The 26,015-nt window shown below is 42.4% G+C and carries 21 protein-coding genes; 9 read left to right on the top strand and 12 right to left on the bottom strand.

Annotated features, from left to right (window positions below):
- Nucleotides 1-61 precede the first annotated feature (61 nt).
- The gene (locus DRB05_RS06065; RefSeq protein WP_128726126.1) at nucleotides 62-364 is read left to right on the top strand and encodes a hypothetical protein; all 303 of its coding nucleotides are present in this window, start codon (nucleotides 62-64) and stop codon (nucleotides 362-364) included.
- A 115-nt stretch (nucleotides 365-479) separates the two neighbouring features.
- A complete protein-coding gene (locus DRB05_RS06060; RefSeq protein ID WP_128726125.1) occupies nucleotides 480-905 on the top strand; it encodes a hypothetical protein in 426 nt (141 codons plus the stop codon).
- Here DRB05_RS06060 and DRB05_RS06055 read toward each other — a convergent pair.
- Nucleotides 897-1,796, bottom strand: a complete 900-nt coding sequence (locus tag DRB05_RS06055) for a response regulator (RefSeq protein WP_128726124.1) — start codon at nucleotides 1,794-1,796, stop codon at nucleotides 897-899. The genes DRB05_RS06060 and DRB05_RS06055 overlap by 9 nt on opposite strands.
- A gap of 92 nt (nucleotides 1,797-1,888) precedes the next feature.
- Between DRB05_RS06055 and DRB05_RS06050 the strand changes: the two genes are divergently transcribed.
- The 6 genes from DRB05_RS06050 (at nucleotide 1,889) to arfB (ending at nucleotide 7,944) form a co-directional block, all read left to right on the top strand.
- Nucleotides 1,889-2,692, top strand: coding sequence for a chromosome partitioning protein ParA (locus DRB05_RS06050; protein WP_128726123.1), 804 nt, complete (start codon nucleotides 1,889-1,891; stop codon nucleotides 2,690-2,692).
- A gap of 246 nt (nucleotides 2,693-2,938) precedes the next feature.
- The gene (locus tag DRB05_RS06045) at nucleotides 2,939-4,210 is read left to right on the top strand and encodes an efflux RND transporter periplasmic adaptor subunit (RefSeq protein WP_128726122.1); all 1,272 of its coding nucleotides are present in this window, start codon (nucleotides 2,939-2,941) and stop codon (nucleotides 4,208-4,210) included.
- Nucleotides 4,211-4,221: 11 nt separating this feature from the next.
- A complete protein-coding gene (locus DRB05_RS06040) occupies nucleotides 4,222-4,911 on the top strand; it encodes an ABC transporter ATP-binding protein (protein WP_128726121.1) in 690 nt (229 codons plus the stop codon).
- 9 nt (nucleotides 4,912-4,920) lie between these two features.
- Nucleotides 4,921-6,252: an FtsX-like permease family protein gene (locus DRB05_RS06035; protein ID WP_128726120.1), complete on the top strand. Its 1,332-nt coding sequence runs from the start codon at nucleotides 4,921-4,923 to the stop codon at nucleotides 6,250-6,252.
- A 10-nt stretch (nucleotides 6,253-6,262) separates the two neighbouring features.
- Nucleotides 6,263-7,471, top strand: coding sequence for an FtsX-like permease family protein (locus tag DRB05_RS06030; protein WP_128726119.1), 1,209 nt, complete (start codon nucleotides 6,263-6,265; stop codon nucleotides 7,469-7,471).
- A gap of 59 nt (nucleotides 7,472-7,530) precedes the next feature.
- Entirely contained in the window at nucleotides 7,531-7,944 is a 414-nt protein-coding gene (gene arfB, locus DRB05_RS06025; protein ID WP_128726118.1) for an alternative ribosome rescue aminoacyl-tRNA hydrolase ArfB, read from the top strand.
- 199 nt (nucleotides 7,945-8,143) lie between these two features.
- Here the strand turns inward: arfB and DRB05_RS06020 are convergent, their stop codons facing one another.
- From DRB05_RS06020 to DRB05_RS06010, 3 genes are all read right to left on the bottom strand, one after another.
- Nucleotides 8,144-9,085: a PD40 domain-containing protein gene (locus DRB05_RS06020; protein WP_128726117.1), complete on the bottom strand. Its 942-nt coding sequence runs from the start codon at nucleotides 9,083-9,085 to the stop codon at nucleotides 8,144-8,146.
- A 495-nt stretch (nucleotides 9,086-9,580) separates the two neighbouring features.
- A complete protein-coding gene (locus tag DRB05_RS06015; RefSeq protein ID WP_128726116.1) occupies nucleotides 9,581-10,540 on the bottom strand; it encodes a DUF3137 domain-containing protein in 960 nt (319 codons plus the stop codon).
- A gap of 143 nt (nucleotides 10,541-10,683) precedes the next feature.
- Nucleotides 10,684-11,217, bottom strand: coding sequence for a hypothetical protein (locus DRB05_RS06010; protein WP_128726115.1), 534 nt, complete (start codon nucleotides 11,215-11,217; stop codon nucleotides 10,684-10,686).
- A gap of 1,123 nt (nucleotides 11,218-12,340) precedes the next feature.
- On the opposite strand from DRB05_RS06010, the gene DRB05_RS06005 reads away from it, so the two are divergent.
- The gene (locus DRB05_RS06005) at nucleotides 12,341-13,252 is read left to right on the top strand and encodes an AraC family transcriptional regulator (RefSeq protein ID WP_128726114.1); all 912 of its coding nucleotides are present in this window, start codon (nucleotides 12,341-12,343) and stop codon (nucleotides 13,250-13,252) included.
- Between the two features lie 69 nt (nucleotides 13,253-13,321).
- Here the strand turns inward: DRB05_RS06005 and DRB05_RS06000 are convergent, their stop codons facing one another.
- From DRB05_RS06000 to DRB05_RS05965, 8 genes are all read right to left on the bottom strand, one after another.
- Complete coding sequence (locus DRB05_RS06000; RefSeq protein ID WP_128726113.1) at nucleotides 13,322-15,199, bottom strand: saccharopine dehydrogenase; 1,878 nt, start codon at nucleotides 15,197-15,199, stop codon at nucleotides 13,322-13,324.
- Nucleotides 15,196-16,332: an NAD(P)H-binding protein gene (locus DRB05_RS05995; protein WP_128726112.1), complete on the bottom strand. Its 1,137-nt coding sequence runs from the start codon at nucleotides 16,330-16,332 to the stop codon at nucleotides 15,196-15,198. Before DRB05_RS05995 ends, DRB05_RS06000 begins: the two co-directional genes overlap by 4 nt.
- A gap of 96 nt (nucleotides 16,333-16,428) precedes the next feature.
- The gene (locus DRB05_RS05990) at nucleotides 16,429-18,579 is read right to left on the bottom strand and encodes a TonB-dependent receptor (protein ID WP_128726111.1); all 2,151 of its coding nucleotides are present in this window, start codon (nucleotides 18,577-18,579) and stop codon (nucleotides 16,429-16,431) included.
- A gap of 269 nt (nucleotides 18,580-18,848) precedes the next feature.
- Complete coding sequence (locus tag DRB05_RS05985; RefSeq protein ID WP_128726110.1) at nucleotides 18,849-22,181, bottom strand: hypothetical protein; 3,333 nt, start codon at nucleotides 22,179-22,181, stop codon at nucleotides 18,849-18,851.
- 9 nt (nucleotides 22,182-22,190) lie between these two features.
- Complete coding sequence (locus DRB05_RS05980) at nucleotides 22,191-23,066, bottom strand: ABC transporter ATP-binding protein (protein WP_128726109.1); 876 nt, start codon at nucleotides 23,064-23,066, stop codon at nucleotides 22,191-22,193.
- A gap of 23 nt (nucleotides 23,067-23,089) precedes the next feature.
- Nucleotides 23,090-23,920: an ABC transporter ATP-binding protein gene (locus tag DRB05_RS05975; RefSeq protein ID WP_205125723.1), complete on the bottom strand. Its 831-nt coding sequence runs from the start codon at nucleotides 23,918-23,920 to the stop codon at nucleotides 23,090-23,092.
- 8 nt (nucleotides 23,921-23,928) lie between these two features.
- On the bottom strand, nucleotides 23,929-25,002 hold the full coding sequence (locus DRB05_RS05970; RefSeq protein WP_205125722.1) for an iron ABC transporter permease: 1,074 nt from the start codon (nucleotides 25,000-25,002) through the stop codon (nucleotides 23,929-23,931).
- On the bottom strand, nucleotides 24,999-25,946 hold the full coding sequence (locus tag DRB05_RS05965; protein WP_161568675.1) for an iron ABC transporter permease: 948 nt from the start codon (nucleotides 25,944-25,946) through the stop codon (nucleotides 24,999-25,001). The genes DRB05_RS05970 and DRB05_RS05965 overlap by 4 nt, the downstream gene beginning before the upstream one ends.
- Nucleotides 25,947-26,015: the final 69 nt, after the last annotated feature.

Raw genomic sequence — 26,015 nt, 5'->3', positions numbered from 1 at the left:
AGCTTTCAGTTATTTGAAGTTTCCAAATTCGCAAAGCGTGTTGCGATAGATTGAGGTAACAATGAAATTGAATCTTGTTGGTGTGCATGAACCTATAACGGTGGCAAGTAAGGTTGCTTTTTCAAAAGCAGTAAATAGTGCATTAAGCTGTTATGCAACTAATATCCGCAAAATAAATGTGCGAGTCGAAAAGCTAGCCGACAGGCGAAAAGGCAAGCTGGCTCAATGTCAGGTAGAGTTGCAATTGCCTGGCTTACCAACTTTGAGAGTTAAAACAAAAGGTAAAACGCTTTTGCAAGCACTAAACAGAGCGTTGAATAATTGCAAACAGATTTTAAAGCAGAAGTATTTCAAACTCAGTTAGCTGAGTGATTCCATTCCCAAGCACTTGTAGCGGCAAGGAAGCCGCACAATTTTTTTAAAGATCTTCGATAAATTACCGATATGTTGGTCAAAGGAAGTCATATTGGTCAAAATTAATGAACGTTAACTTTTTAATTCATTCTCCAACTCAACTAGTCACTAGTCACAAAGAGCAGGAAACAAAAGCTGAAAAGGTGGAAGAGTTAAAACCACTTAGACTATCGGAAGAAGATCTGTCTAAACTGTCTGGGGAAGAAGTCAGAGAGGAACAAGAGGAAGCTGCATTACCTCCACATATTCAGCAAATGGTCGAAAAGCTTAAAGAGTTAAGAGAAAAAATAAAGGAAGAGCAAAAGTTACTCGAAGAGCTAAAAGCAAGTGATCAATACGCTGATGAAATGAAAGCTGAGCTAATTACTCAGAAGCTTGAATATATTTTACGTATGCAAAGTCAAGTCATAGAGTTGACCAAAAATATTCAAGAAGCAATGAAAGAAGCTGGCATTAGCGATCCCGGTGTATTGTTAAAAGCCTTAGCTTAGGAATCCGACCAGTAAGATATTGCCCTGTGCCATATTTGGACGTTGGCAGCATAAATCAATTCGCATATTGGCCGCCGATTTATAAAGCCGCTTTACTTTATTCAGCGGCTTTGTGATTAGCTGCAATGACTTTACTCTCAGGCTTCTTCTTGTTATTCCATCAAGGAAGGCATAAGAAGTAGAGTTTAATGCTGAGTGGCAGGCACTTAGCATCTGCTCTGTTATTAAGTTTTGATGTATTGCTTCATAACCTGCTTGCTCGGTCAACTCTCCCTTCGAAGCAGCTAACACACACACTGCATAAACATCAAATATGCCAATTGCTCGCACTTTTTGGCTGCTTGGATCCTCATACGCGACCATGACGCAAGGGAGGTTGTCCGGGTTATATTCCATTTGGTGGGTTTGATAGAGCCTAAGTTCCGTGTCTATGTGTTTGATCATTAACTTTTCTAACTGTCCGACCTGAGGCAAAGGGACGCCTTTGTGGATGGTGTGAATTTGTCGAGTTTTAGCGTTCTCTTCGGCGGCAACTACCAAAGGCATAATTTTGGTATGAAGATCGTCATCAGCAAATGGTTTAGATAATACAAACTCCGCTCCATGATCTAGCGCAAGCTTTATTTGCTCCCGATCATCAACCGTCGTCACCATGGCCATAGTAACATCAAGTTGCTTTTGCTTTATGGCTTTAACCAGAGCGAGTCCTGAAATATCAGGCATGTGCCAATCAGTCAGTACGATATCTGGATGCCAAGAACCAATAATTTTTAGTGCCTCTTTTGCACTTTGTGCTTTTTTTATCAACAGTTTACGATATCTGAAGCGGACTAAGCCGCGACGAATAATTTCAAGTGTTGCTGCACTGTCATCCACGAGCAATATCTTCACACATTACCACTTTATTGAAAAATATAGATTTATTATAGGCATGATTTTTAACCAATACTAAAATGAAAGTAAGAAATTAACGAGTGCATAATATGTTTTTAGGCAAATTACCAGTCGATGTATTTATCTATATGGCGGTGAATATCGGACTACTGATATTAGCTTTTTGGTTTTATATTCTGTTGTTAATTCTGCGAGAGTTTAGGCTGTTTGCAAAGCAAACCGGTGGAGCCGGGACGTCAAACCCAGATCAGCAGTATTTACTTCAGCATTGTCGCGACGCAATTGATAAAGCGATGAAGTTTGTCGAAGACAATCAACACACCATACAGGATTTGGCTACCTTACAAGTCCATTTAGAGCAGCAGCTATCTGAGATCAAGCGAGCAACGCAGGAGCAGCTATCTCCGGAAGAGCAAGTAAAGATGGATGATCTGAATAGTAAGCTAATTAAATCTCATCGTTTAATAAAGAAACTTCGAGGTGATTTGTCGAAAAGCCTAGATCGACTTAAGCAAACAAGAAGAAAACTATATGATCAATATGAGTCTACGGAGGAATTACAAAAAGAAAATGACACACTAAAGCAGCAGCTAGAAGCTTCTAAATCTATGGGAGGTCCATCCGAGCAAGAAGTAGAGCAATTAGTCGCAACTTTTGAAAAGGAGCGTCAAGACATGTCTAAAACAATTGACGAATATAAAAAGCAAATCGCAGAACAAAGTCAGGCTTTGCAACAATTAATGGTGCAAGAGCAAGAAGTAGAGGATGGTCCGAAGCTTCAAGCTATCCAGAAAGAGCTAGAGCAAACGCGAGATGCGTTAGCGCATTTATCCAAAGAGAAGAAGTTTATAGAAAGTCGCTACTTGGAAGTTGTCAAAAATCAGAATCAATAGTTAACAAAATGTTTTATTTTGTCGTGACATTGTACTTTGCTTTGTGTAAGGTTTATTCACTCACATTACCCGCTTTGCAACTAGTTTTTTGAAATTTACGTTACTTTAAATGAGTAATTAAGACAATCGGCAACGATTTTTATGCTTCCACAAAGCGACGTAGTGTACAAATACCAAACAGTTTATGTTCAACATCATGAAGTGGCACAGTTTCAAAAACTAAGGCAGTGGTAAAAGGATTATTTCATGGCCTATATTCCAGATACGAGCGCTCAAGACTCGGTGGTTGAAAGACCAAAAAAAAACAAGTTGGTGATTTTAGCAATAGGCATTGTTGCTCTCATTTCTATCTACTTTATGTTACCCATAGCCACTCAATGGCTTAGCGGTCAAACCGCTGTTTCCAGTGATAAGATTCATGTTTCATCGGTGAAGCGCGGTGATTTCGTTCGTGATATATCTGTTCAAGGAAAAGTCGTTGCTGCAAGACGTCCCACCATTTACAGTCCGGCTCAAGGTACCGTTACCTATCTAGTTGAATCCGGTGACAGTGTTGTTGAGGGACAGGCGCTTGCTGTTTTAGATAGCCCTGAACTAAAAAGTGAATTTGCACAACACCAAGCTGAGCTAAGTCGGTTAGAAACAGAGCTTCAGCGACAAATTATTCAAGCTAAAAAGCAAGATTTAGCCCAAGAAAACTATTTGGGTAAAGCAACGGTGGTGTTAAATGCGGCAAAGCGTGAAATGCGCCGCTCTGAAAATGGACTGCAAACACAGGTGGTTAGCGATATTGACTATCAAAAAGCGAAAGATGACCTTGAAAATGCAGAACGAGAATATCGCTTAGCAATCAAAGAGGTTGAGTTACTAAAAGAAAGTCAAAAATTTGAGATCCGCACTAAAGAACTTGAATTTGAAGCGCAAAAGGTGAAGGTTGCTGAGCTTGAAAGACAGGTGGATGCTTTAAAAATAGCCTCACCAGTCAGTGGATTAGTTGGTAACTTAGCGGTAGAGCAGAAAAATACCGTAGCAAAAAATCAACCGTTGTTAAGTGTAGTTGATCTCTCTAAATATGAGATAGAAGTGCAAATACCAGAAAGTTACTCAGATGATTTAGCCCTAGGAATGTTAGCTGAGGTGAACCTCAATGGTGATGTTTACACTGGTGAAATAGTTGCCATCTCCCCTGAAATTGAAAATGGTCGTGTTGCAGGGAAAATTCGATTTAAAGATGAGTCAATCCAGGGGCTAAGACAAAACCAGAGATTAACTAGCCGGATTGTAATTGAGCAAAAACAAAATATCGCCTATCTACCGCATGGGCAATATCTAGATGCTTACAATGGACAGTTTGCATACGTAGTCAAAGAAGGCTCGGCAATAAAAACACCAATACAAATCGGGCTAAGAAGTATTGGACAAGTAGAAGTACTATCGGGGTTAAATGTTGGCGATCAGGTTATTACCTCTGACGCACGAATTTTTAAAGACGCTCCCAGTGTGAAAATCATTCAATAAGGAGTAGCAATATGCTATCCATGCGCCATCTATCAAAAGCGTATTATACAGATACAATAAAAACTCAAGCCTTGCAGCCATTTGATTTAAGCATAGAGCAGGGAGAGTTTGTTGCTGTGATTGGACCTTCAGGTTCAGGAAAGACAACTTTTTTAAACATTACCGGGCTGCTAGAGAATTTCTGTGATGGTAGTTACGAATTGGATGGCGTCAATGTTGAGAAGTTAAGCGATAAAGCTAAATCTAAACTACGCAATGAAAAAATAGGTTTTATCTTTCAAAGCTTTAACTTAGTTCCTGAGCTGAATATTTACGATAACGTGGACATGCCACTACGTTATCGTAAATTATCTACAAAAGAACGTCATCAGCGGATCATGGATGCACTGGATAAAGTAGGGCTAGGGTCTCGTAAAAATCACTACCCGTCGCAGCTTTCTGGTGGTCAACAACAACGAGTCGCAATTGCTCGTGCTATTGCGGGCAAACCCTCATTTCTACTTGCCGATGAACCTACGGGTAACCTAGACAGTAAAATGGCTGACGGTATTATGGAACTACTCAAAGAGATCAATGCGCAAGGCACGAGCGTTGTGATGGTAACGCATGATCCACAACAAGCAGCAAAAGCACAGCGTGTTATAGAGATCCGTGACGGCGTGATAATTGAGCGGAGCCAATGTAATAAGGCGATAGCTTAGGGATAAATTATGTTCAGTTATTACCTTAAATTAGCGCTCATCTCACTGCGGAAAACGCCGTTTTTATCATTTTTAATGATAGCAACTATCGCAATAGGTATTGGCGCTGCAATGACCACCTATACAGTTAGCTATTTGCTGGAAAAAGACCCTATTCCATCAAAAAGTGACAAGTTATTTAATGTTCGTCTAAATAGTTATGGGCCGGATAAGCCTTTCAATATCTCTCAGGGCAAGGAAGTGCCGCCTTATATCCTAACTTACCAAGATGCAATCAATTTGCAAAATGCCAAGCGAGGCGTACAACAAACACCCTTAGGAAACTTCAAGATGATGACCCGCTCTACGGAGCAACCTATTACTGATGCAAAAATGACGTCAATTAGAACCGCTTATAGAGATATGTTTAGTATGTTCGAGGTACCATTTAAATTTGGTGGTGCTTGGGATGAATCAGCGGATAAAGACGGTCTAGAAGTGGCAGTAATAAGTAGCGATTTAAACGATGAGTTGTTTAACGGAGAAAACTCAATCGGTAAATTGTTACTGATAGGTGATCTGCAATATCGCGTTGTGGGAGTGACTGATGACTGGTATCCAGTCCCTAAGTTCTTTGACTATAGGACGCGAGCGTTCAATAAGCCAAGAGATATCATCATTCCATTTCAGGCTCAGATAAATAATCAACACTGGACTAGTTCGGATATCTCTTTTCAATGTTGGAAGGATCCTGAGGACGAATCTTTTACCGCAGTTTTAGCCTCTGAATGCGTTTGGGTCTCATACTGGGTTGAATTGAGCTCGGCAGCAGAGCGCGATAGTTACATGGACTTCTTGGTCAATTATTCAATGGAGCAAAGACAGTATGGTCGCTTTTTACGGGAGCCATTTCATCGTCTTTTTGACGTGAAGGAGCAATTAGTAGAAAGAAAGATTATAAAAGACGATGGTAATGTAGCTGTATGGCTGGCCTTTGCATTTCTTATCGTGTGTTTGCTTAACTGTATGGCCATGATGGTGGCAAAGTTCCATAGCAAAGCCGGTGAAGTTGGGCTCCGCAGAGCGGTTGGTGCTTCTAAGCAAGATATTTTTGCTCAATTTACCGTTGAAACCTGCATTATCGGGTTGCTTGGTGGGATACTTGGATTGGTGTTGGCTCAAATTGGGCTGAGTGTGACAGCTCAGCTTTATAGTCACCTATATGCTGAGATGTTAGAGATGACGTACAGTATTGTAATGATGACGATTGTATTGGCTGTAGTCAGTGCGGTTATTTTTGGTTTACTACCGACTTTACATGCGGCAAAAGTGCGGCCATCTAGTCAGCTGAAAAGTCTGTAGGAGCATAACAATGAGAGATTTATTGCCGATTTTAAAAATCTTGAACAACAACAAAGCATCTCCATTACTGCTCGCAGTACAGATTGCACTAACATTTACGATTTTGGTTAATGCGATTTATATGATGGTGCTAAAAGAGCAAGAGTTAGTGCAACCAACAGGGCTCACAGAGCAGCAACTGTTCAGCTTCAGCACGAACCTTGAAGGTACTGATGACGAAAAGAATGCGGCACTTGATACCGACCTTGCGGATATCCGAGCTCTAGCTAGCGTTGAAAGTGCAAGCACAATTACCAGCATGCCGCTAACCAATTGGGGACGCTCTCTCTATGTTGGTTTAACACCCGATGAAAAAGAAAGGATTATTCACGCTGGTTATTATGGCGCTGATGAAACGATTGTCGATACGCTTGGGTTGCGCGTAGTAGCTGGAAGAAACTTTCAACATAACGACGTGATTCACAGATACTATGACGGTCATTCAGAGTCTGCAAGTGTTTTAATTTCCCAAGATTTAGCGGGTAAGATCCGGCCTAACGATTGGCGCAGTGTCGTTGGAGAGACCATTTATGTTCAGTCAGTACCGCAGAAGGTTGTGGGTATCGTTGAAACCATGAAGTCTCCTTGGCGATTTTGGTATGCCTACGATATGACGGTGATCGGATCTGTTAGAGAGCATTATATCGAAACCATCATTGTAGTCAGATCGAAACCAAATCAGCGAGACGCTGCAATGGCAGAAGTTCAGGCGTTATTGCTTAACAAGCCTGGCCGTCAAGTGGATGCATTTAAATCATTTGAGGAAATAAAGACGGAGAATTTGCAAGCTGATTACGCGGTGAGCCAAACACTGAAGGCTGTGATTGGGGCATTGGCATGTGTGACTATGCTGGGTATATTTGGTCAGGCCAGATACACCGTCTATAAACGCAGAAAGCATATAGGTACTCGTCGTGCACTGGGGGCGACTCAGGCTGATATTCTACGTTACTTTATGATTGAAAATGCAGTCGTGTCACTATTTGGTATTGTACTTGGGGTGATTATCGCAGTTGTTGTGAATGTTTACTTAGTCAACTATTTTGGTCTTACCAGCGTACCTGGTGATTATTTGATTGCAGGTGCTGTACTGATGCTAATTGCTGGTCAGTTGGCAGTTATTTACCCCGCTCTGATTGCTGCTAAAGTGCCACCAGCTATCGCAACTCGCACTGCATAGCTACTATTTCAAGCCTTCAGTTACTTTGCTAAAATGGTGGCTGGAGGCTTGAAATTATTATGCTTAAAATCTCAAATAACGTCACACTAGCTGAGTGGGAAATCGATATTTCCGCAATTCGCGCGCAGGGTGCGGGTGGACAAAACGTCAATAAAGTCTCCAGCGCTATCCATCTTAGGTTTGATATTAATCGCTCAACACTGCCCGATTTTTACAAGACACGCCTGCTTGCACTTAAAGACTCAAGAGTGACAAAAGAGGGGGTAATTGTGCTCAAAGCACAAAGCTTCCGTACCCAAGAGCAAAATAAAGAAGATGCCTTGGAGCGGCTAAAAACACTGATCCTAGCGGCCACCAAAGTTGAAAAAGCACGCAGAGCAACCAAACCAACAAAAAGCTCGCAAAAAAAGCGCTTGAATCAAAAGACGAAACGTGGCCAAACCAAATCACTAAGGGGCTCGGTTAATTGGTAATGAGCTTAGCCGTTGATAACTTTGTATCCTGTATTCGCCCACCTGAACTGTGAATATAAAGTTTATTCGATTCAAAACCGGCATTAATAAGGAGTTGATCGGATATATGAATTTAGTTCACCTGATCTTAGGATAATTAACGTCTTTCTCGCTGCTATTTTTAATCGCAATTTAGCCATGTTAGTTGGTCATGCAAGGTCTAAATCTGCTTAGTCGACTTTCCTGCAAAATAAGTTTCTTTTAGCCGGGTAATGACCTCAGTGCTTACCCAATAAATGTTTGATACATCACCGGGTTCATTATATCTGCCGAAAAACAGATATTTACCATCAGGTGTAATTCTTGGGACGGTTTCTGAATAAGGGGTATTGACCCCTTCACCTAAATTTATAGGACGAGACCAAGTGCCATCCTGCTCCTTAAAATAGACATATAGGTCGTTATCTTTTCGACTTTTATCGCCTCTGTGACGACTATTAACCAATAGGTAATCGTTAGCGGGCGAAATAAAACCATGAAATCCAAACTCAATATCAATGGCTTTGGGAGTCGTAAGCGCGCCGTTTTTATTTTCTGCGGTATACATTTTGCGTTCTGACATATTGGAAAAAACAGTGTCGCCATTCGCGCTTTGGTTGAAGTCTGAAAACTTACCCGTATTTATTGCCGAATCGAACCTTTTAGCCTCACTCCAGCCATCTTTGCTACGGGTAACGTACCAAATTCCGGACGCTTTGGGGTCATCTGAACGCGCGGTAAAGTAAATCCGATTGCCGTTCAAACTTACATGGGGGACCAGTTCATAACTCATTCTTCCACGAGTAAAATTTGCGGCTTGAGGTTGAGTCCACTGTGCATTTTCTATTTTTGAATACATGATCCGTGGGCTTGAATCGACATTTTCTTGCTCTTCGAAGGCGGTAAAATACACCTCTGTAAGGTCGGGAGAGAACGACACGCCGAATTCATAACGACCGTTAATCGAGATGATATCGGGGGCAAAAAGCTGCGCGGTTAACCCCGGAGGTGTCTGGCCGAGCCAAGGTCCTTTTAGCCTAGGAAAGGCTTCGTTAGCATGGGCATGATTGGTGAGCATGGCGGCTGCAAAAAGTAAGGGGGTGGCGGGTTTTATCATATTCATCCTGTTCTCCTTAAGCGCTTGATAAACCTGCTTAAAGTTGCTGGTATTATACCAATTGAATTAATTCTCTAATCAATTTGAAGGGTGAAATAGCATATTAGCTTCGTTAAAAATTTCTCATTTAGAACAACTAAATAGCAAAATTTTTGCCTTGCCTATATGGATATAGGTACCTTAGCGGTAGCAGGACGCGAGAGCGGTGCTACTAAGCGATTTCCCCGCTTCAAGATAGATCATTTACTTAATACAACTGGTATTAGCGCTTCACATTATTATTTTTAACAGAAAGCAGTGTATCAGCAAAGAGGGGGAAACCGTGTGTAAAGTAATGTAAAACAATGACTAATTAGTTCTCAACTTTCATTGTGAATGTTGCTACACAGCGGTTATCATTACCAGTATTAAATACAGCTATATCCATGCTCAATTTTCGATGGCTTTAGCTGTATTTGTCGTTAGGATGTCGTCTTTTTAACCACAAACACTAGCTCGGTGTTAGCGCACTAGACTTTTTGCCAAGTTTTCAATCAGTAAAAATTGCTTGGCGATATCTTCAGCCCAGCTGGGATCGTATTCCTTTGCCAATTTTTTTGGGCTGAATAAGTTGGCTCCATAGTCAAGAGAGATCAGTATATCGCTACCCTCTATAAACATTTGGGCTTTTACTTCGGGGATTTTTAACCCTTTTGGTAGGTTACCAGATGAGAAGAACGTTTTGACTTGCGACAATTTCGCCATATATTCTGGCGTGAGTACTTCGCGGCAAGTTTCTTCGTCTTTAGCATAGACTTGATACTCTTTTTCAAAGTCTTCTTTTTCAAATTTAACTCGCTGTAATCCTTTTAGAGATTGACGTCGACTTATCAGCATGTTCCAAAGTCCCGCATCTTGTAATACCACGATTGGAGTATCTACAGGTTCAGGCATACTCAATTTTATAACTGCACCATTAAACAAACGTTTACTGTCATTGTTCTGATGAAGCGTGCGTACATGCACTTCAGTAAAGTAAAAATGAATGCCATTTACTTTGCCGTTAAATCCATCCTCAGCTACAGCTCGTCCTCCTTTGGTTAATATACCTGCACTGATAGCTTCCTCGCAGATAAGTAAATTACCACCGACTGAATATTCTAAGTTAAGCGCCGAAGCAATTGGCGCCACCATATAAGCTCTAGTTAACACCCCCTTAGTGAAAGACTTAAGAGAGCGTTTTAACAAAAAGTAGATAGGAATTATTGAGATTAGGAGAAAAGGCGCAAGAAATAGTAAGGGGATTGCAATACCAATCGCCCACCATTTATAGCGTTTAAACGACTTCTCCTTGTTGTCGAGTTCTGTATCAAAGCCAGAATTTGTTTTGTCTAAATTGTAATAGGCCTCTTTTAACTGCATCTCAACGCCAGCTAGACGCTGATCAATATGATGGAGAGACCTTTGTTCTAATAATGGCATAAACTTTCCTTGTAAGTCGCAATGGTAATGGAGAAAAATTGTACCTTGTAATAAATTATAAAGTAAGAGGTATAGAGTAGGGAATATTATAAAAGGCGAATACAGCTTTCTGCGTGACGCCTTTTGCTAATTTAGGGAATTGTTTACTCTTGAATCGCGTACTTAATATTAGCCTTGAATGCTTCTGCTTCGAGTGGTGCATTTTCGTATCCGTACTTTTGCATATCCGAGATGTGTTGGCGAAGTACATCTGCAAAATTAGCGCGTTCGATTTGCAGGACGTGAACCAGTTCGTGCGCAAGTTTTGGCCTATTTAACTCAAATCCATGGCGAACGTAAATTGAGTACCCGAATACCTGAGCGTTGTTTACTATTCCTTCGCCAATAAAGCCCAGAGACTCACCCATTGCCTTTAGTGCTTTGTTTTCAATAGGAAATGGAACAGTATCAAGATAAATGATGCGAACTTTTTCTGGGTGCTTAATCCCGATTTCTTTTGCCAATGCAATGCCATTGGCGTCAAGCGGTATACCTACCTCTCTACCTTGCGACTCAATTTGTTGAGCCCAAGAAATGTATTCTCCCAGTAATGTCTGCATATCCATGGGGGGTTCTTTTGCTAACGTGATGGTGCTAAGCAAGATGGTCGTGCTCAAGCATAAAGACTTTATAGTCATTTTTTAATACCTTTTTATTATTATCAATGGTCAAGTAAGATTTGATTTTGTATTGCGTTATAGGCAACGAAGTTTATGATCACAAAAGTATCGAAAAAAGTCACCATTTTACATTTGTATACGAGTTCTAAGATCATTATTTTTCTTGCTAATTATTGTTAAAATCGCACTGATTTTAATCTTTTATGATTTATAGAAACGTCGTGGTAAATGGCCAAAAATTCATATTGAGATATTAAAAGTTCGCATAATTTTAGGCGTGTCTGGCTTTTAGCTTATTTAGGTAAATTGAATATTGTTAAGAATGATAACTGACAGGTACCTTGGTGTCACTAGCACTATTATCAAGGCGATGGTGTCGCTCGAATACTAGAGTAGTACCTGTGAAAAATACTGCGCAGCATCCCACTTTGACTTGGATATGCTACTTATTTATCAAGATCGGCTGCCAAATTATCGCTTATTGGACAGATGTGCTGAGCATTTCAGTCTGAATAGCTCCTGCTGTGGATAACGAACTCATTTATAGCCGCCTATTATGGACAAACATCGAAGTTTGCAATACCTCAGATGAGTTCCCGAGACTGTGACTGAACGCCAGAGCGAAGCTATGCCTGGTGTAAATATCAGGTCGAAAATTGTAGTTTTTAGAATTTTTTATTGAGAATGATTTTTATTAGTGTTAACTTCTTGGGGAACATTACTCAGAATTTGTTTTTATTACCCTCAATTTATTAATTGTTAGGATGTTGAGGGTTTAGAGTGGGTTTGTCCGTGAAATTGTAATTAACCTGCCAGGTTTATGTGGAGTATCTGCAAGATAAATAGCGCGGTACTGACTGAGGTTAACCGGATCATTACTAACAAAATTTAAAAGCAACTTTTGAACGCATTCTATATTTCACTTGAATTGAACACTTAGCTTTTCTGAAGCGGCTAATAATGAGTAGTGAAATGCATAGCCAGATACAACTGAATAAAACATGCGCAATACAGGCGAAAACCATGCTCGCTTGGTTGGTATGGTAAAGCTTATATTCTTTATAGGCATGTTGAAGTTGTGTCTAAAGGAAGTATAGCTACAGATGCCAGAGTGATACGGGGATTGGAAGGGGGTTAAAAAATGACTGTGTGTAGTGACATTGGGATAAGTACAGCGAATAAACAGCAACAGATCGACAACGTGGTTGGGCAGAATTTTGTGCAGTTGATGCCCGGTCTTTCTGTGAGCATATCTTCAGCGCAAGATATGGGTGCTGCAGATACTAAACACATATTTCCTGGCGATGATCAATACATCCACATCAATAATGTTCTTGCGGGAAAGTTTGAAGCGACGGTTGGTAATACGCTGTTACAATGTGAGTGCGGAGACTTCAATATTGGTTTTTCGGGTGGGGAGAATTTCTGTGCTTATCATAGTAATGATTTTAGTAACCTAGAGATCATGATAAAGCCCGAAGTGCTTAATGAGCTTGCTGGTGAAGAGCTCAGCGGCGTAGATCTTGGGAAAAGTATGTCGTTCTTTGTGAAGCAAAGTGGCCCCAGTAGAAAAGTCAGCACATGTGCGAATCGTATTCATAAGCTGATAAAAGATCAAGAAGCCAACCCTCTGCTGCTACATTCCGCTACATTAGACTATTTATATTGGCATCTTACTGCACTGAAATCAGTTGATACTGGTAGCCAACTCCCGCTTCGAGAGAAAAAGCAGCTTATGGCAGCAAGAGATTTTCTATTATCCGATCTTAGTTGCCCACCTACCATTTCAGATGTCGCTAAGGTGGTTGGATTGAACCAGTGTAAGTTAAAAAAAGGCTTCAAGGTGCTGTTTAACAATACAGTTTATGGCTGTTTTCAAGAAGAAAGAATGCACAAAGCAATGAACCTATTAAAAGACAATAACGTAACTGAAACAGCCATTTCGCTGGGTTATAGCAATGTGAGCCATTTTAGCGTAGCTTTTAGAAAACAATTTGGGGTGCTGCCTAAAGAGGCGAGACTGAACCTAGCTCCTAGTATTGTTTGTGGTTAATCACTTTTGAGAGTATGCCCTGCGGGCCTAGCCCGCAACACATAAATCTTTCTTCGTCGTCTTTTTCTGCTAGCCCACGGCCTGAAGCGTTAGCGCTTTATTCAAAGTGATGTCAACAACACCCTCACCTTTAAAGTTCCAAGTTATGTTCAAATTACTCTGACTGGCTAAAAAGGTTAGTGCTTCTTGCTCCATCTCTCTAACCATGTCAGCAAGCTCAGGACAACCGAGCTCTTTAAACATAGCTGCATACGCACAGTCGGTGATAGAAATGCAAATTGTTGAGGCATCAACCTTTGATTCGCTTAGTGTAAATAGGCCAAGTTTGGCGTAGTTTCTAAGCCAAGTGAGCCAGTACTCTAAAATCACATCTTCTTTGTTTTCAAACATATTAAAGGATTCGGGATTAGGCCATAGCCAGCGCATTTCCATTTTGCCTGTCTCTAGAAACATGTCACGATATAATCGGTAGGCTTTATCCTGCCCTAGTAGCTTCCTCGCGTTGCCATAACCTGAGCTAAACATACTCATGTCTTTAGTGATGGATCTCCAAATTTCGGTATATTCTCCTTGGTGCCTATCGCGCCAGTGCTGTAAACTTTTATTATCTCGACGCCATGCTAACAGCGTAGTAATTACAAACTTTGTGAAGCTATACCTATTAGTGGCCCCTTTTAGTTCTCGCCATATCTCTGATTTATAAAGATATTCTTGTTGCCTTTTTGCCATTTTTGGGTGTTGCTTTGTTACTGTGTACCAATTTAGCCCCAAGTTTCTGAGACTATTAATGTCTGATGATACGCTGTCTACCCAGCCAAACTCTTGATCTGCTCTATGTGTGTTCTGAGTGTTTGCTGGTTTTGCCGTGACACCATATAAAGCCAATGTTTGCAGTAGCTTTTGGCGCGTTTTATAAGACAAATGCTCTACGGCTTTGACACCATAGCTGTCAAAAAACACATTGTTCAGCCAACACTCAACTACAACACATGCCATCTTGGCGGTAAGTTCATAAGAAGAAATAACCCCATGTAACATTAGTCCTGATTGCGGGTTATTGTCTGGGTAAACCCATAAACAAGTATCGGGATCTGACTCTTTTTTGGTTTTGAGCTTTTGCCCATTGTTAAAAAACATCTTGGAGAAAAATGTATTTTTACGCTCGCCTAAGCGATATTTACTCATAAACTTTGCAAATCCAAGCGTCAGGTGTTGGATATGATAACGACTATCTAGGTGCTTTATGTCAAGGTCTTCAGCAACATACTCACAACTAAGTCCTGCGACTTCGGGTGTTGCAAATGGAATAAGGTCAGCTGGCTTTTTCAATGCAGGAAAAGCAAACTGGTGTTGTGCGTCTTGCCAAGGAGTGTCAATTTGCTTGCGAGTTCCTTCTCGCCAGCAGGTTAAGGTATTGGTGAAGCTTGCTAAAATCGCTTGTGGACTGGTCTCGCCACCACCATAGGCTGCGCCCATATACAAACGGCATTGATAATGGCCGGTTGCAGATGCTTTTTTATGCGCAAGCTCAGTTAATAGTAATGTTGAAATACCAGGGGAGAAGCCCATACCTGTGAGCAGCAAACATTGTTTTGATTGGGCCTCAGTATTCAGTGCGTGTATTTGATCTGCAGCCTGTAGGCTGTCATTAATGTCGAGGGCATCTATATTCGCGTTCAAGCACAGTTGATGCGCCTGTAGGGCAAACTTATCCATTGGGCCTAACGCAATCACTGCTAAGTCAAACTTTTTGAGTGTTTCAATGCTTTTGGCTTTGTCATTTATATCAAAAGGAACAAAGTTAATATGCTTTGGCAATATACCTGCTTTTGGTGTTCTCCTTGCCGCACAGCTTATTTTTAAATCTGAGAGTCGTTCACTGAGCAAGTTGATAATGCGCCTGCCCGACTCACCAGTACCTCCCAAGACGATGATATTTTTACTCATGCAGCCTCCTGCTTGGTGTTGTTGTCTGATTTAGAAAGAATAAGCCCTGCAACGACACCTGCTTGTTCGAGATCTTTTATAAAATTATTGGCATCAACAGCTTCATGTAGCATCATTGGACCTGTTTTGGTGATTTGATTGTTTAATAATTGCTTAGCCGCTATACCGATGATAAAGCCTGTAGCCTGATAGGTATCTTCTAGAATGATTTGGCCATGGTGTACGCGGTTGTCAGCACATTTAATTTGGGCATCGACGGCGTAAATTGGGTCAAGCTTACGCATATCTTTAGCTGAGGCCTTACATAACCACCGCGCCGCACGAGCGATAGTTTTATGATTTTTGTACATCTTGAATATCTTGGCAATCATGCAAACAAACATAGCGCGGGGCCCGAGATTAGCACCGTAGACTTTAGCTGTTTGTATGTCATGTTCGTTGGCGAGTTGCACTATTTCTTCTGCGTAAATCAACATAGTAGATGCGGTGCCTATAGGAGCGGGAAAGTGTGCTTTAGTACCAGCCTTTGAGAACTTTTCACGTTTAACTTGCTGGTTTTCCAAGTAGCAAAAACCACGCTCGTGACCAAAGTCTCCCAACCCATTTATGATGTCCCATGCCGAATTGTAGCTCCAAGCGTCTCGGCCAACGTATTGCACTTCTAAGGATTTGATGTCCGCTCCACAACTACATTGTTGAATAAGATAGGCAGGGAATACGCCAGATAAGCCCGGTAGCAAACCGACGTTGATGATGAGCGGTACTTTACTACTATACTGCTTTTCATGCTCGTGTAGGGATGCGTAAACTGGATCGTAGCCACCGGCATCAATAATTGGTACGCCTAACTCTTTACAGGTCAATACTATTTGATCGCCGATAATGCCCGAGGGGCCAACACAGGCGACGACCAGATCTGTATTCTTTAACTGGGCTTTTAAATCGTCGGTGTTTTGGACATCTAGTTGTACAGTATTTATTCGGTCCTGATGTTGCAAAATTGCACTGGGCAATGAGGCTTTTCTACGTGAAGCAAACGTAAGTGCGGCTTGTGTATGCTCAAGTAAATACTCGGCTGCTTTTAAGCCTACTTGACCTGTACCACCGAGCAATAACACGGATTGAGCTTGCATGGTAACTCCCTTAATAAGCGTATCAACGCATTGATATTATTTATACAATGTCATAGTGGCGCTTGATGCGTGCGCCACTTTCCACTCGTTATTGGTTTAGAAATTAGTACCTATGGTGAGGCCTATGGTTCTCGGGTTTCCTGCTTCTGCCGTAACACCGAAACCAAAGTTAAATGCAACTTTTGAGTAATATTCATCGAGCGCATTCTTCACCCATAGGTGCGCGTACCAGTTTTCGCTTTCAAGGCCTATTTTGGCATTTAAAAGGTGATATGCTGATTGCTTCATTTGGTTACCTGCATCAAAGTAGTGATCACCCATATAAATGTTTTCTAACTGCGTGAATAAGATGAAGTCGCTGTTGAGTTCTGTACGATTGCTAATGGACAGGTTGGCGCTGATCTTAGGTGTATTTGGTAAACGATTATCGGAATAGTCTTCTATTGCACCAGTTGCAAAGTTCACACTTTCATACTCACTATAAGTGGCGTCAACATAACTACTTGAGAAGCCAATGGTCCAATCCGGGTGAGGCTGGTAGCGCGACTCAAACTCAATACCCCGACTGGTACTTTCGCCAGCGTTATCTGTGATAATGGTGGTGTTTTCTAACATCTGTTGCACTTGTTGGTCGTCTAAAGAAACGTAAAATGCAGTGATTGAAAAGCTCAGTTGGTTTTCTAGCGCTAGTGCTTTATAGGCAATTTCATAGTTATTACTGTATTCAGGCTCAAAGCTAGGCTTGCTTAAGTTGGGATATAATGTGTCAAATCCTCCCGCTCGGTAACCTTTACTCCAAGACGCATAAACAAGGTCATTATTGTTCGTTTGATAAGAGAGGGCTAGTTTGGGTAGAACTTCGCTGAATTCTTCCTTGCCACCGTATTGCGAGGTAACTCCAGTGGATTGAGAATCGATATTAATATCAGCTTCTCGCTGCTCTTTATGGTAGCGTAAACCTGCAATGACGGTAATATCCTGAGTGATTGCGTAATCAACCTGACCAAATACCGCCCAAGCTTGGTCATCTTTCCCGATAATCGAACGATCAACCATGGGTCCACTACCTGGGTACATAGAGGAGAAGTTTAAATCATTTCTTGTCGTATTCTGGGTATCTGATTGGTAGCCATAAAACCCGACTAGCCAGTGGTAGTCTTCAGTATTTTTAGAGCTCCAACGCATTTCATGAGAGAGCTGATCAAAATCTTCCTGAGAGTGACTATGGAACTGATATCCTGCGTCATTGCCTGTATCTTGATCCGCGGTGTTCAGGTTATCCCAGTCACGCCAACTTGTGATCGAGATGAAGTTTACATTATCACCGCTATAATCCAGTGTAACCGAAGCCCCAAGTGCGTCGCGATCGTCAACTCCTTCAAAGTCATGTTCTATGTGATCTGGATTGGCTTTGATACGCTCAAGTTGCCCCATCGCATACGAGTCTCCACGAAAACGTTCATAATCTACTACAAAATTGGCTTCAAGATTGTCTGACGCGACCCATCTAAGTTTAGCTCTCGCACTCAGATCGTCGCGAGCACCAAAGTCCTTGTCTAAGTAGGTATTTTCAAGATGTCCATCGGTGTTGTATGCCGAAGCTGATAAGCCGAGAAATAGATTATCTGCAGTTAAGGGGGTATTTACACCTAATCTAACTCGCTTTGAGCCAAAGTTATCTGCAGAAAAGGTGCCTTTGAACTCCGGCATTTCGTCTGGTTGTTTGGTGATGATATTAATAACACCAGCCAGAGAATTACCCCCGTATAGTGTGCCTTGAGGGCCCCTTAGGACCTCAACACGCTCTATATCCACAAGGTCCAAATCAAAAATACTATTGCTACTATAATTCACGCCATCGACGTAAAAACCTATGGTGGGTTCGGTGAATAAACCCGGGCCTATGCCACGAATAAATACATTGCTGTCTCTTCGGCCACCCCAGCTATAAACGTGAACGCTCGGGATCGCTTGTCCAAGATCTGTGATGGAATAGGCTTCAGAGTCGGCAAGTTCTTGTCCAAAAATAGCAGTTACGCTAGAAGCAACTTCCATAATATTCACGGTACGCTTTTCAGAAGTGACTTCGATTCGTTCCAAGTCGATATGTTTGGCTTGATCATCTGCAAATACTGCTGAAGAGGAAACACCTAGACTCATTGCTAACAAGGTACGTGAAATATAATAGTTGAGTTTAGAGGTGGAGAAGAGAGGGTTGGCCGCAGACGTCAGCTTATAACGAAACATAGTAAATTAGCTCCTAGTAACAACGAATAGTAGAGTAGTTGGGCATTGAGTTATGCTGCGCTAGAAATGTGTTTTTAGGCTTACTTCTTGTCAGCGTTGACCATTTGGTCGGCCCTGTTTTTATTGTTCGTTATTGTCTGAATATGCAAGGAGAGCCACTACCCGAAAGCGGCCATTACCCCTCTGTGCGGTTTTTTTTAAAGGTAGAGAGCAAGGCTGGTAGTAATTAGGGCGCTTATGTGGCAGCCCTAATCGTTTGTAATGGGGGTTTACAGAGGTAGATTTTGCACGTTTGCGTCACGCAGCGTCATTTGGTGAAATAATATATTTAGTTGTTTTTCATGTTTAGGCTGATTTACGGCTTGCAACAGCTTCAGGTACAACTGTTGTGCCGATATGGGCTGTGAAGCACTCTGTACTCGATAATGCGCTAGGGTATCATTGATCACATTGCTAAATTGCTCATTATCAATGAGCTGTGACACTTCATAAACAACAAGCTGCGATTTACTTTTAGCGTATGGTTGGTGCGTCAATGCTAAGGCGTTTTTCTCCACACCGGACTCTTTAGTACGTGCTAATAAGTAGTCATTTTTAATGTTAGCCAATAGTTGTTGTGTTGCTTCGCTACTCAATCTTGATTTGGTCAGCGCAAACCAAGTTGGCACTCCCTCAGACAGTATGGGATAACCTGCGGTGTTTGCGATTGCGATATTCTGCCACCAAACCTGAGCAACTGCATCGTGTACGGTGTATTCTAACCAATCGGAACTGGATGGATCATGATAATTGTGTTGCCAAGCGGACATTTCGGGGATAAGCACCAAATTTGCGCTAACCGTTTGTTCTCCCATACCCTGAGGTAACGCTGCTATTTTTAAGCTGTTGTATGGGTAGGCTCCAAATGTTGCTTCGCCTTGTTCAAGTGCATGTTTTGCTCGTTGTATCATGGAACTTAGGATTACTTCATCGGTGTTAAGATAAAACAGTTCTATGGAAATTTCTTTGCCGGTTTTTGCGCTTGTCCATGTAGACTGGTGAATTTTGTATCCGGCGCTCACAATGACAGGATCCCAATGACTCGCTGTCATTGTTTGAAATTCATAGCTGTGGCGCTGTCCTTGTGTTTGCTGTTTCAGCAGCTCCCCCGGCGCCACAACTATTTGATTGCTCGGGGCGTCAATTTTTAGTTTATAGGTGAGCAGATCTGCATCATCGTGTTGATACAAGTCTAGTGTTTGTGACTGACTGAAAAAGTCTGGTGCCAGCGGATCGAGTTTAAACTTCTCTCGTAGCGCGTTGTCTTTGATGATGTTGTTTTTCTCGAACCCAATGGAGGGCCAAAAACTTGCATCAATATAGCTGGCATTTTTTGTCACTTTGCCAATGTAATCAGTTGCATGATTACTATAGCCCTGATATTTGACTGAAGCCGCAAAACTGAGCTGACTTTGTTGCTCATGAGTGAGAGGTGTATTCAAGCCCCAAACCGAGGCATGATGCGCTTTGTCTAAAGCGATCTGTGAAAGCGCTTGACCAGAAAGTAAGATTTCATCAACAGCGGTGTAGTGATTGGTGTTGAGCAGCAACTGCTCGATTGCATTCTGGTGTGAATTAACCAATGTTAAGTTGGCCATGTATTTTATAGCGCGCTGATTTGGGTAAAGCGATATGGCAATTTCAGCGTGGCGAATTTTAGGCTGTGGTTGTGTATCGAATTGCCGGTATTGCTTTTCATAGTCGGCTTGCACAGCATAACCATCGGCTTGTGTTTCAAATTGACCGTTAACGATCATCTCTTGATGAATTGAGTTGGCTTGGTAGCCAAAAATTGTCCCTGACAACAGCATAATTGCCAGCGATCGCGGTTTAATCTTTTTTGGCAAAGCGGCGAATCTTTCCTTAAAAGACGCAATCATACCTCGTGTCCACAGCCAACTGCTCAATACAAGCAACACACAATAAAAACTGAGCCAGTAGAGCATAAGGTTGAGATCTCTGATGATAAATTGCTCTGTAGATGCAATTTCGGAAAGCTGAGCAATAGATGGCCATGCCCATAAATACATAAAGTTCTCTATCGCATGAGTTTCATTGAATATCGCGGGAGAAATACAGAGCACCACGGCACATATCTGTGCGGCAATTTTAGACTGCAATAGCCCGTAACTAATGATGGCTATAAACACATAAGCGAGCATTAATGGCAGCAAAACAAGCATGCTCAAATGCAATAAACTTTGCCAATCGGGGTCAAGATAACCTTGTATTAATTGTGTACCCAATAAGCCTGAAATAGGCACTAACATTAATACGACTGCAACAAGAGTAGCGCAGATTATATGGCTTAGAGGGGGTTGCCAATCTGGCGTTGGGCACACAGCAACCAGCTGTGCGGTATTTAGCTGGTGGTCTTTGTGGCACTGATCAACTATAAAAAAAGCGGCGGCAAGCATGGTAAAAATCAAACTGGGATAAATCAATACAGGAAGCAGCGTGTGCGTTCTTGGCAAAATAGCTGCGCTGCCCTCCATGCCTGGTAAACGGTAGCTTAAACCGGCGATGATCAGCATTAACGAAAGCGTCAACATTGATAGGTAAAACGCCTTATTAGTAATGATCTGGCGAGCCTGAAGGTAACCGGAATAGACGCTGAATTTAAGCCAATAGACTGTGTCTTCGTTGGTTATCAAGGTTAATGGGTTCATATTTAGTTTGCTTGAACTGTGCGTATGTTGTTGCACTTTTGCAACGGGCCTTGCTGAGGCTTTTTTGCTGTTACTGGTTCTAAATTGCATTAAATCGAAGCGCCACCATGCAAATGCCAGCAAAGACAATGCGAGCGTTAAGTAGAGCAAACGATTGTAGAGTAACGCTCCATCTAAACTTAAAAACTGGGTCATTCTTTGCTGTGCTGTCCAGTAGAAAATTTGCCCTTCAACTGTAACCTTACCTAGCGGGTCAACAATTTGTAGCCAAGTAGCTTGTGGTGCGCCGTCACCAAACAAAGCGGTGATAATGACGAACGAGCCAACGGCTATCATCATCGCTGCATAAGCTGGTGTAGCGCGTCCAGTAAGTGCTGTGAGCGCAAACGGAATAGCGGTATAAACTATGCAAGCTGGGAGTACCCAAAGCAGTATAGCGTGTAAAATATGGGGCCATGAAGTTGCGATAAAATCACTATCTGGGTAGAGTCCAAAGAGGCTTGAGATCAGGGGTAAAGTCACCATAGCGATGACAACTGAGCTCATTACTAACAGCACGATAGCTAAACTCGCTAAATATTTACCGATAAAATAGTGTTTGCTATTGATATTAAAACTATATAAATAGTCTGCAGTTTTAGAATTAAGATCCCTGAGTAATGTTGGGACTACCAGTGCGCTACCCACCGTGGCAGCCCAAAATGTGTAGTACATAAACAAGTAGTAGATTGCATATGGCGAGTTGCGTGCAACCCTGCCACTTTGCATCAGTGCATCCCACTCACCGCCTAACATTTCTCGGTAGCCCATGGCAATCATGGCTATTAAACAACCCCATGTGGCTACGGAGCGTAGTCGATATTTTAACTCAAACAAAAAACTTGTGAAAAACATACATGCTCCTTAAACCGCAAGTTCAGGGACGTAGCTGAAGTAAAAGTCTTCTAGGTCCGCTGTGCTTTGAATAAAGCTTGCGGTGGGTGCGGTTTCGCTTTGAATAGTGGCTTGGATGTTACCTTTGACGATGCGCGTTGAAATCACTTTGTAATTGTCTCGTAGTGTTTTCAACTCATTTCTTGATACTGATTTGTGCCAAATCTGGTGCTTTATTGAGGCGACGAGCTCATCGGGCTTGCCGCGTGAAAGTAGCGTTCCTTGGTTGAGGATCCCCATATCATCACAAAGGTTAGTGACGTCTCCTACAATATGTGTGGAGAGGATCACGATGGCACTGTCAGTGAGTTGGTGCAAAATACTATAAAAGCGGTTGCGCTCCGCAGGGTCTAGTCCCGCGGTTGGTTCATCAACAATGATGACCTTAGGGTTGGTCAATAAAACTTGTGCTATACCAAAACGCTGCCGCATACCACCTGAGTATGTATCTACCGCCTTATGACAATGCTCTGTGAGGTTAACTAGTTCCAACAATTCATTAATTCTATTTTTTCGTTCCTTGGCATTGTGAATACCCTTTAAACGAGCGAAATAGTCCAGCATATCGGTGGCGGATGCATTAGCATAAACACCAAAATCCTGAGGCAAGTAGCCCAGCTGGCGACGAAACTCAGCAGGGGTTGCGAAGATATCTTGTCCATCAAAATATATTTTGCCACTGTCGGGCGTTTGTAGGGTGGCAATGGTGCGCATAATGCTGCTTTTACCAGCTCCGTTGGGACCAAGCAGGCCGAACATACCCTTGCTTATGGTTAAATTGATATCTTTTAGTGCATGAACACCGTTTGCATACGTTTTTGATACGTCACGAATTTCTAATTCCATTTCACTAGCTTCTGTTGTTGATTTTAGATTGCGGCACTGCGCAGTGGCGCCGCTGAGTTAGAGGTAAATTGATCCACTGTTCCAATTGGCAAGCACAGCGGCTTAGTTATCTGGCCATAGCACTGAGACACAATTGCAACATCAATATTGAACAGCCGTTTAATGATTGGCTCTGTGACGACTTGTTGCGGTGTGCCATCAGCTATTATCGAGCCATTTTTAAGAGCGATAATTCGGTCACTGAATTGACTGGCTTGATTGATATCGTGTAGCACCATCACAATGGTTTTGTGTTCATGAATTTGTAGCTGTTTGAGTAAGTCTAAAAGCTGAAACTGATGACCTAAGTCTAGATAAGTCGTGGGTTCGTCTAGGAGTAAAATTTCAGATTGCTGTGCCAAGGCCATTGCTAACCATGCTCTTTGGCGCTCACCACCAGATAAATGCTGTAACGGCTTATGTTGCAACGCTTCAAGTTTGGTCTTTTTGAGCGCCCAAGTAATGGCATCCTGATCATGTTGCGATAATGTCTTGAACATTCCTAAATAGGGAAACCGACCATGACCAACAAGCTGTTTAACGAGCATACCACTTGGAGCTTGTGGACTTTGGCCAAGTAATGCGAGTTTCTTTGCTAGCGTTTTAGGGGACCATTGGTGAAGCGGCTGTTGCTCCAAAGAGATAGTCCCTTGCTGCGGTTGAATGAGTCCGCCAAGTAGTTTAAGTAAGGTGGACTTACCACTGCCATTTGGACCGACAATTGCGGTGATCTGATGACGTGCAATAGAGACCGACAAGTCTTTTAGCACCGGCCTATGTTGATAATGTAAGGTTATTTGATCTGCATTTAACATGATAAATCCTAATTTTGGCGGCGGATCAATAACAGCAAGATGGGAATGCCCATCAAGGTGGTTAGCGTGCCTGTGGGGATCTCCAAAGGAGAGATAAGCGTTCGGCTTGCAATATCTGCCGCCAGCGTTAACGAGGCTCCAGCTAACATGCAGACTGCCATCAGGTGGGGGAGGCTGGTACCCAAGCCGAATCGGTTAAGAAGCACTTTGGCGAAATGGGGTACAATTAAACCAACGAATCCGAGTGGGCCCGAGATTGCGGTGGCGCTGGCCGCCAATGCCACCGCTATCAATAAGCTGATTAAACGCCACCTAGTGACGTTTAGCCCTAAGGTTCGTGCGGCATCGCTATCTAATTGCAGTATCGACAAGTACTTTAATAATGCGAAGCAACCAAGTACGCCGATAAATGTCCAAGGAAGAAGCAAAAACACGTGGCTAAAATCTCTGCCATACAGACTACCTGCTAACCAAATCAAACTGGTTTCTGTACGATTTCCTCCCCATGCCAAAATGGCCCACATAACTAGAGCATTTAGCACCGCGCCTATTGCGACCCCGTTAAGTGCCAATTGATTCGGCTGTAGTTGCTGTCGCCAACTAAGTTTCAAAACCAAAGCAGTGGCCAACACCCCACCGAGCAATGCTACAACGGGAAGCCAAGCAAAGTTAAAAATGAAATCACTGAAGCCGAATACATGAAGTTGAATATAATCCACCACAAGTAAACAAAGTACGATGGCTAGACTCGCCCCACCATTGACCCCTAAGATACTTGGGTCGGCAAGAGGATTGCGGATCACGGCTTGTAAAATTAGTCCAGCCAGCGCGAAATGGATCCCAACCAACATGGCTAACAGTGAGCGAGGTAAACGTAGTTGCCATAGGATGTTCGAATCAGTACTTTGTGGTATTGAGGTGATCAGTATCTGCCAAACAGATTGTATCGATAGTGGTACAGACCCCATACATAGCGCGGTAAAAAATAAGCAAATAAGTAGCGCGATGAGTGAGGTTAATAGACCATAAAAAGGCCAAGGCTTAATTTCTCGGCAAGCGTATATCGTCATTGTTCGATTCATATAGACGCCTGCTGATAGCGAGATTGGATAAGCCAAACTAAGCTTGGTCCGCCAAACAGCACGCATAGTATACCCACAGGGATCTCCTGATAATTTGCCAATAAGTCGGAAAGACTGACAAGCACAGCGCCGCTTAGTGCGCTGCCAAATAAGACATAGCGGTACTCATAAGCCAGGTGTTTGGGCAGTAAAGTGCGGCACAGGTGAGGGGCAACCAGCCCTACAAAAGCGATGGGGCCTGTAACAGCCACGGTCGCAGAAGTTAGCACTACGGCAACAGTGAGCGTTTGAATACGCCAGCGCTTTACATTTCCCCCAATACTTTTTACGACATCGCTATCGAGTTGTAAAATGGTGAGCGGGCGGGCTAACAGTGCACATAAAATAACACCGAGTAATGCGATAGGAGCCAATAACGACACATGCTGCCAAGTGCGATTTGCAACGCTGCCAAGCAACCAATAAAACAACCCTCTAGTGTCAGTGCTTACCGAGATTAGTAGCAAAGTTGTTGCGGCGGCGCAAAACAGAGAAACGCATAAACCAGATAGAATAAGATTCACAGGCTCTAGTTTCTGTTTCCAAGAAAGCCATAATGTGACTGACATCGCCAAAGCACCGCCAAATATACCCGCTATAAATTGGAAGTAGGTACTTAAACCGGTAAAAGTGAGAACCAGTACAATAGCCAATGCGGCACCAGAGGAGACGCCAACGAGGCTTGGGGATGCGAGCTCATTTTGTGTTACTGCCTGAATAATGGCTCCTGCTATGCCAAGTGTTATACCTGCAATGATGGCCAATGTTAAACGAGGTAGTCTCAGCTCCCAAACGACAAAACTAGCCTGTGACTTTGATGGGTCAATAAGTACTGACCAAACTTCCTGTAATGTGAGCTGATAGTCGCCGATTGTTAAAGACAGCAGTAGACTGAGTAGTAACATACACACACCGAATAGAAATAAGCCAGTGGGCGTTGTAGCGACGCGAAGTCTTTCTAAGTAAATCATAGC

Origin of the sequence: Pseudoalteromonas sp. A757 (assembly GCF_004103285.1) — a bacterium.
In the GTDB taxonomy this organism is placed as follows: Bacteria; Pseudomonadota; Gammaproteobacteria; order Enterobacterales; family Alteromonadaceae; genus Pseudoalteromonas; species Pseudoalteromonas galatheae.
This window is presented reverse-complemented; position numbering and strand designations above follow the sequence as displayed.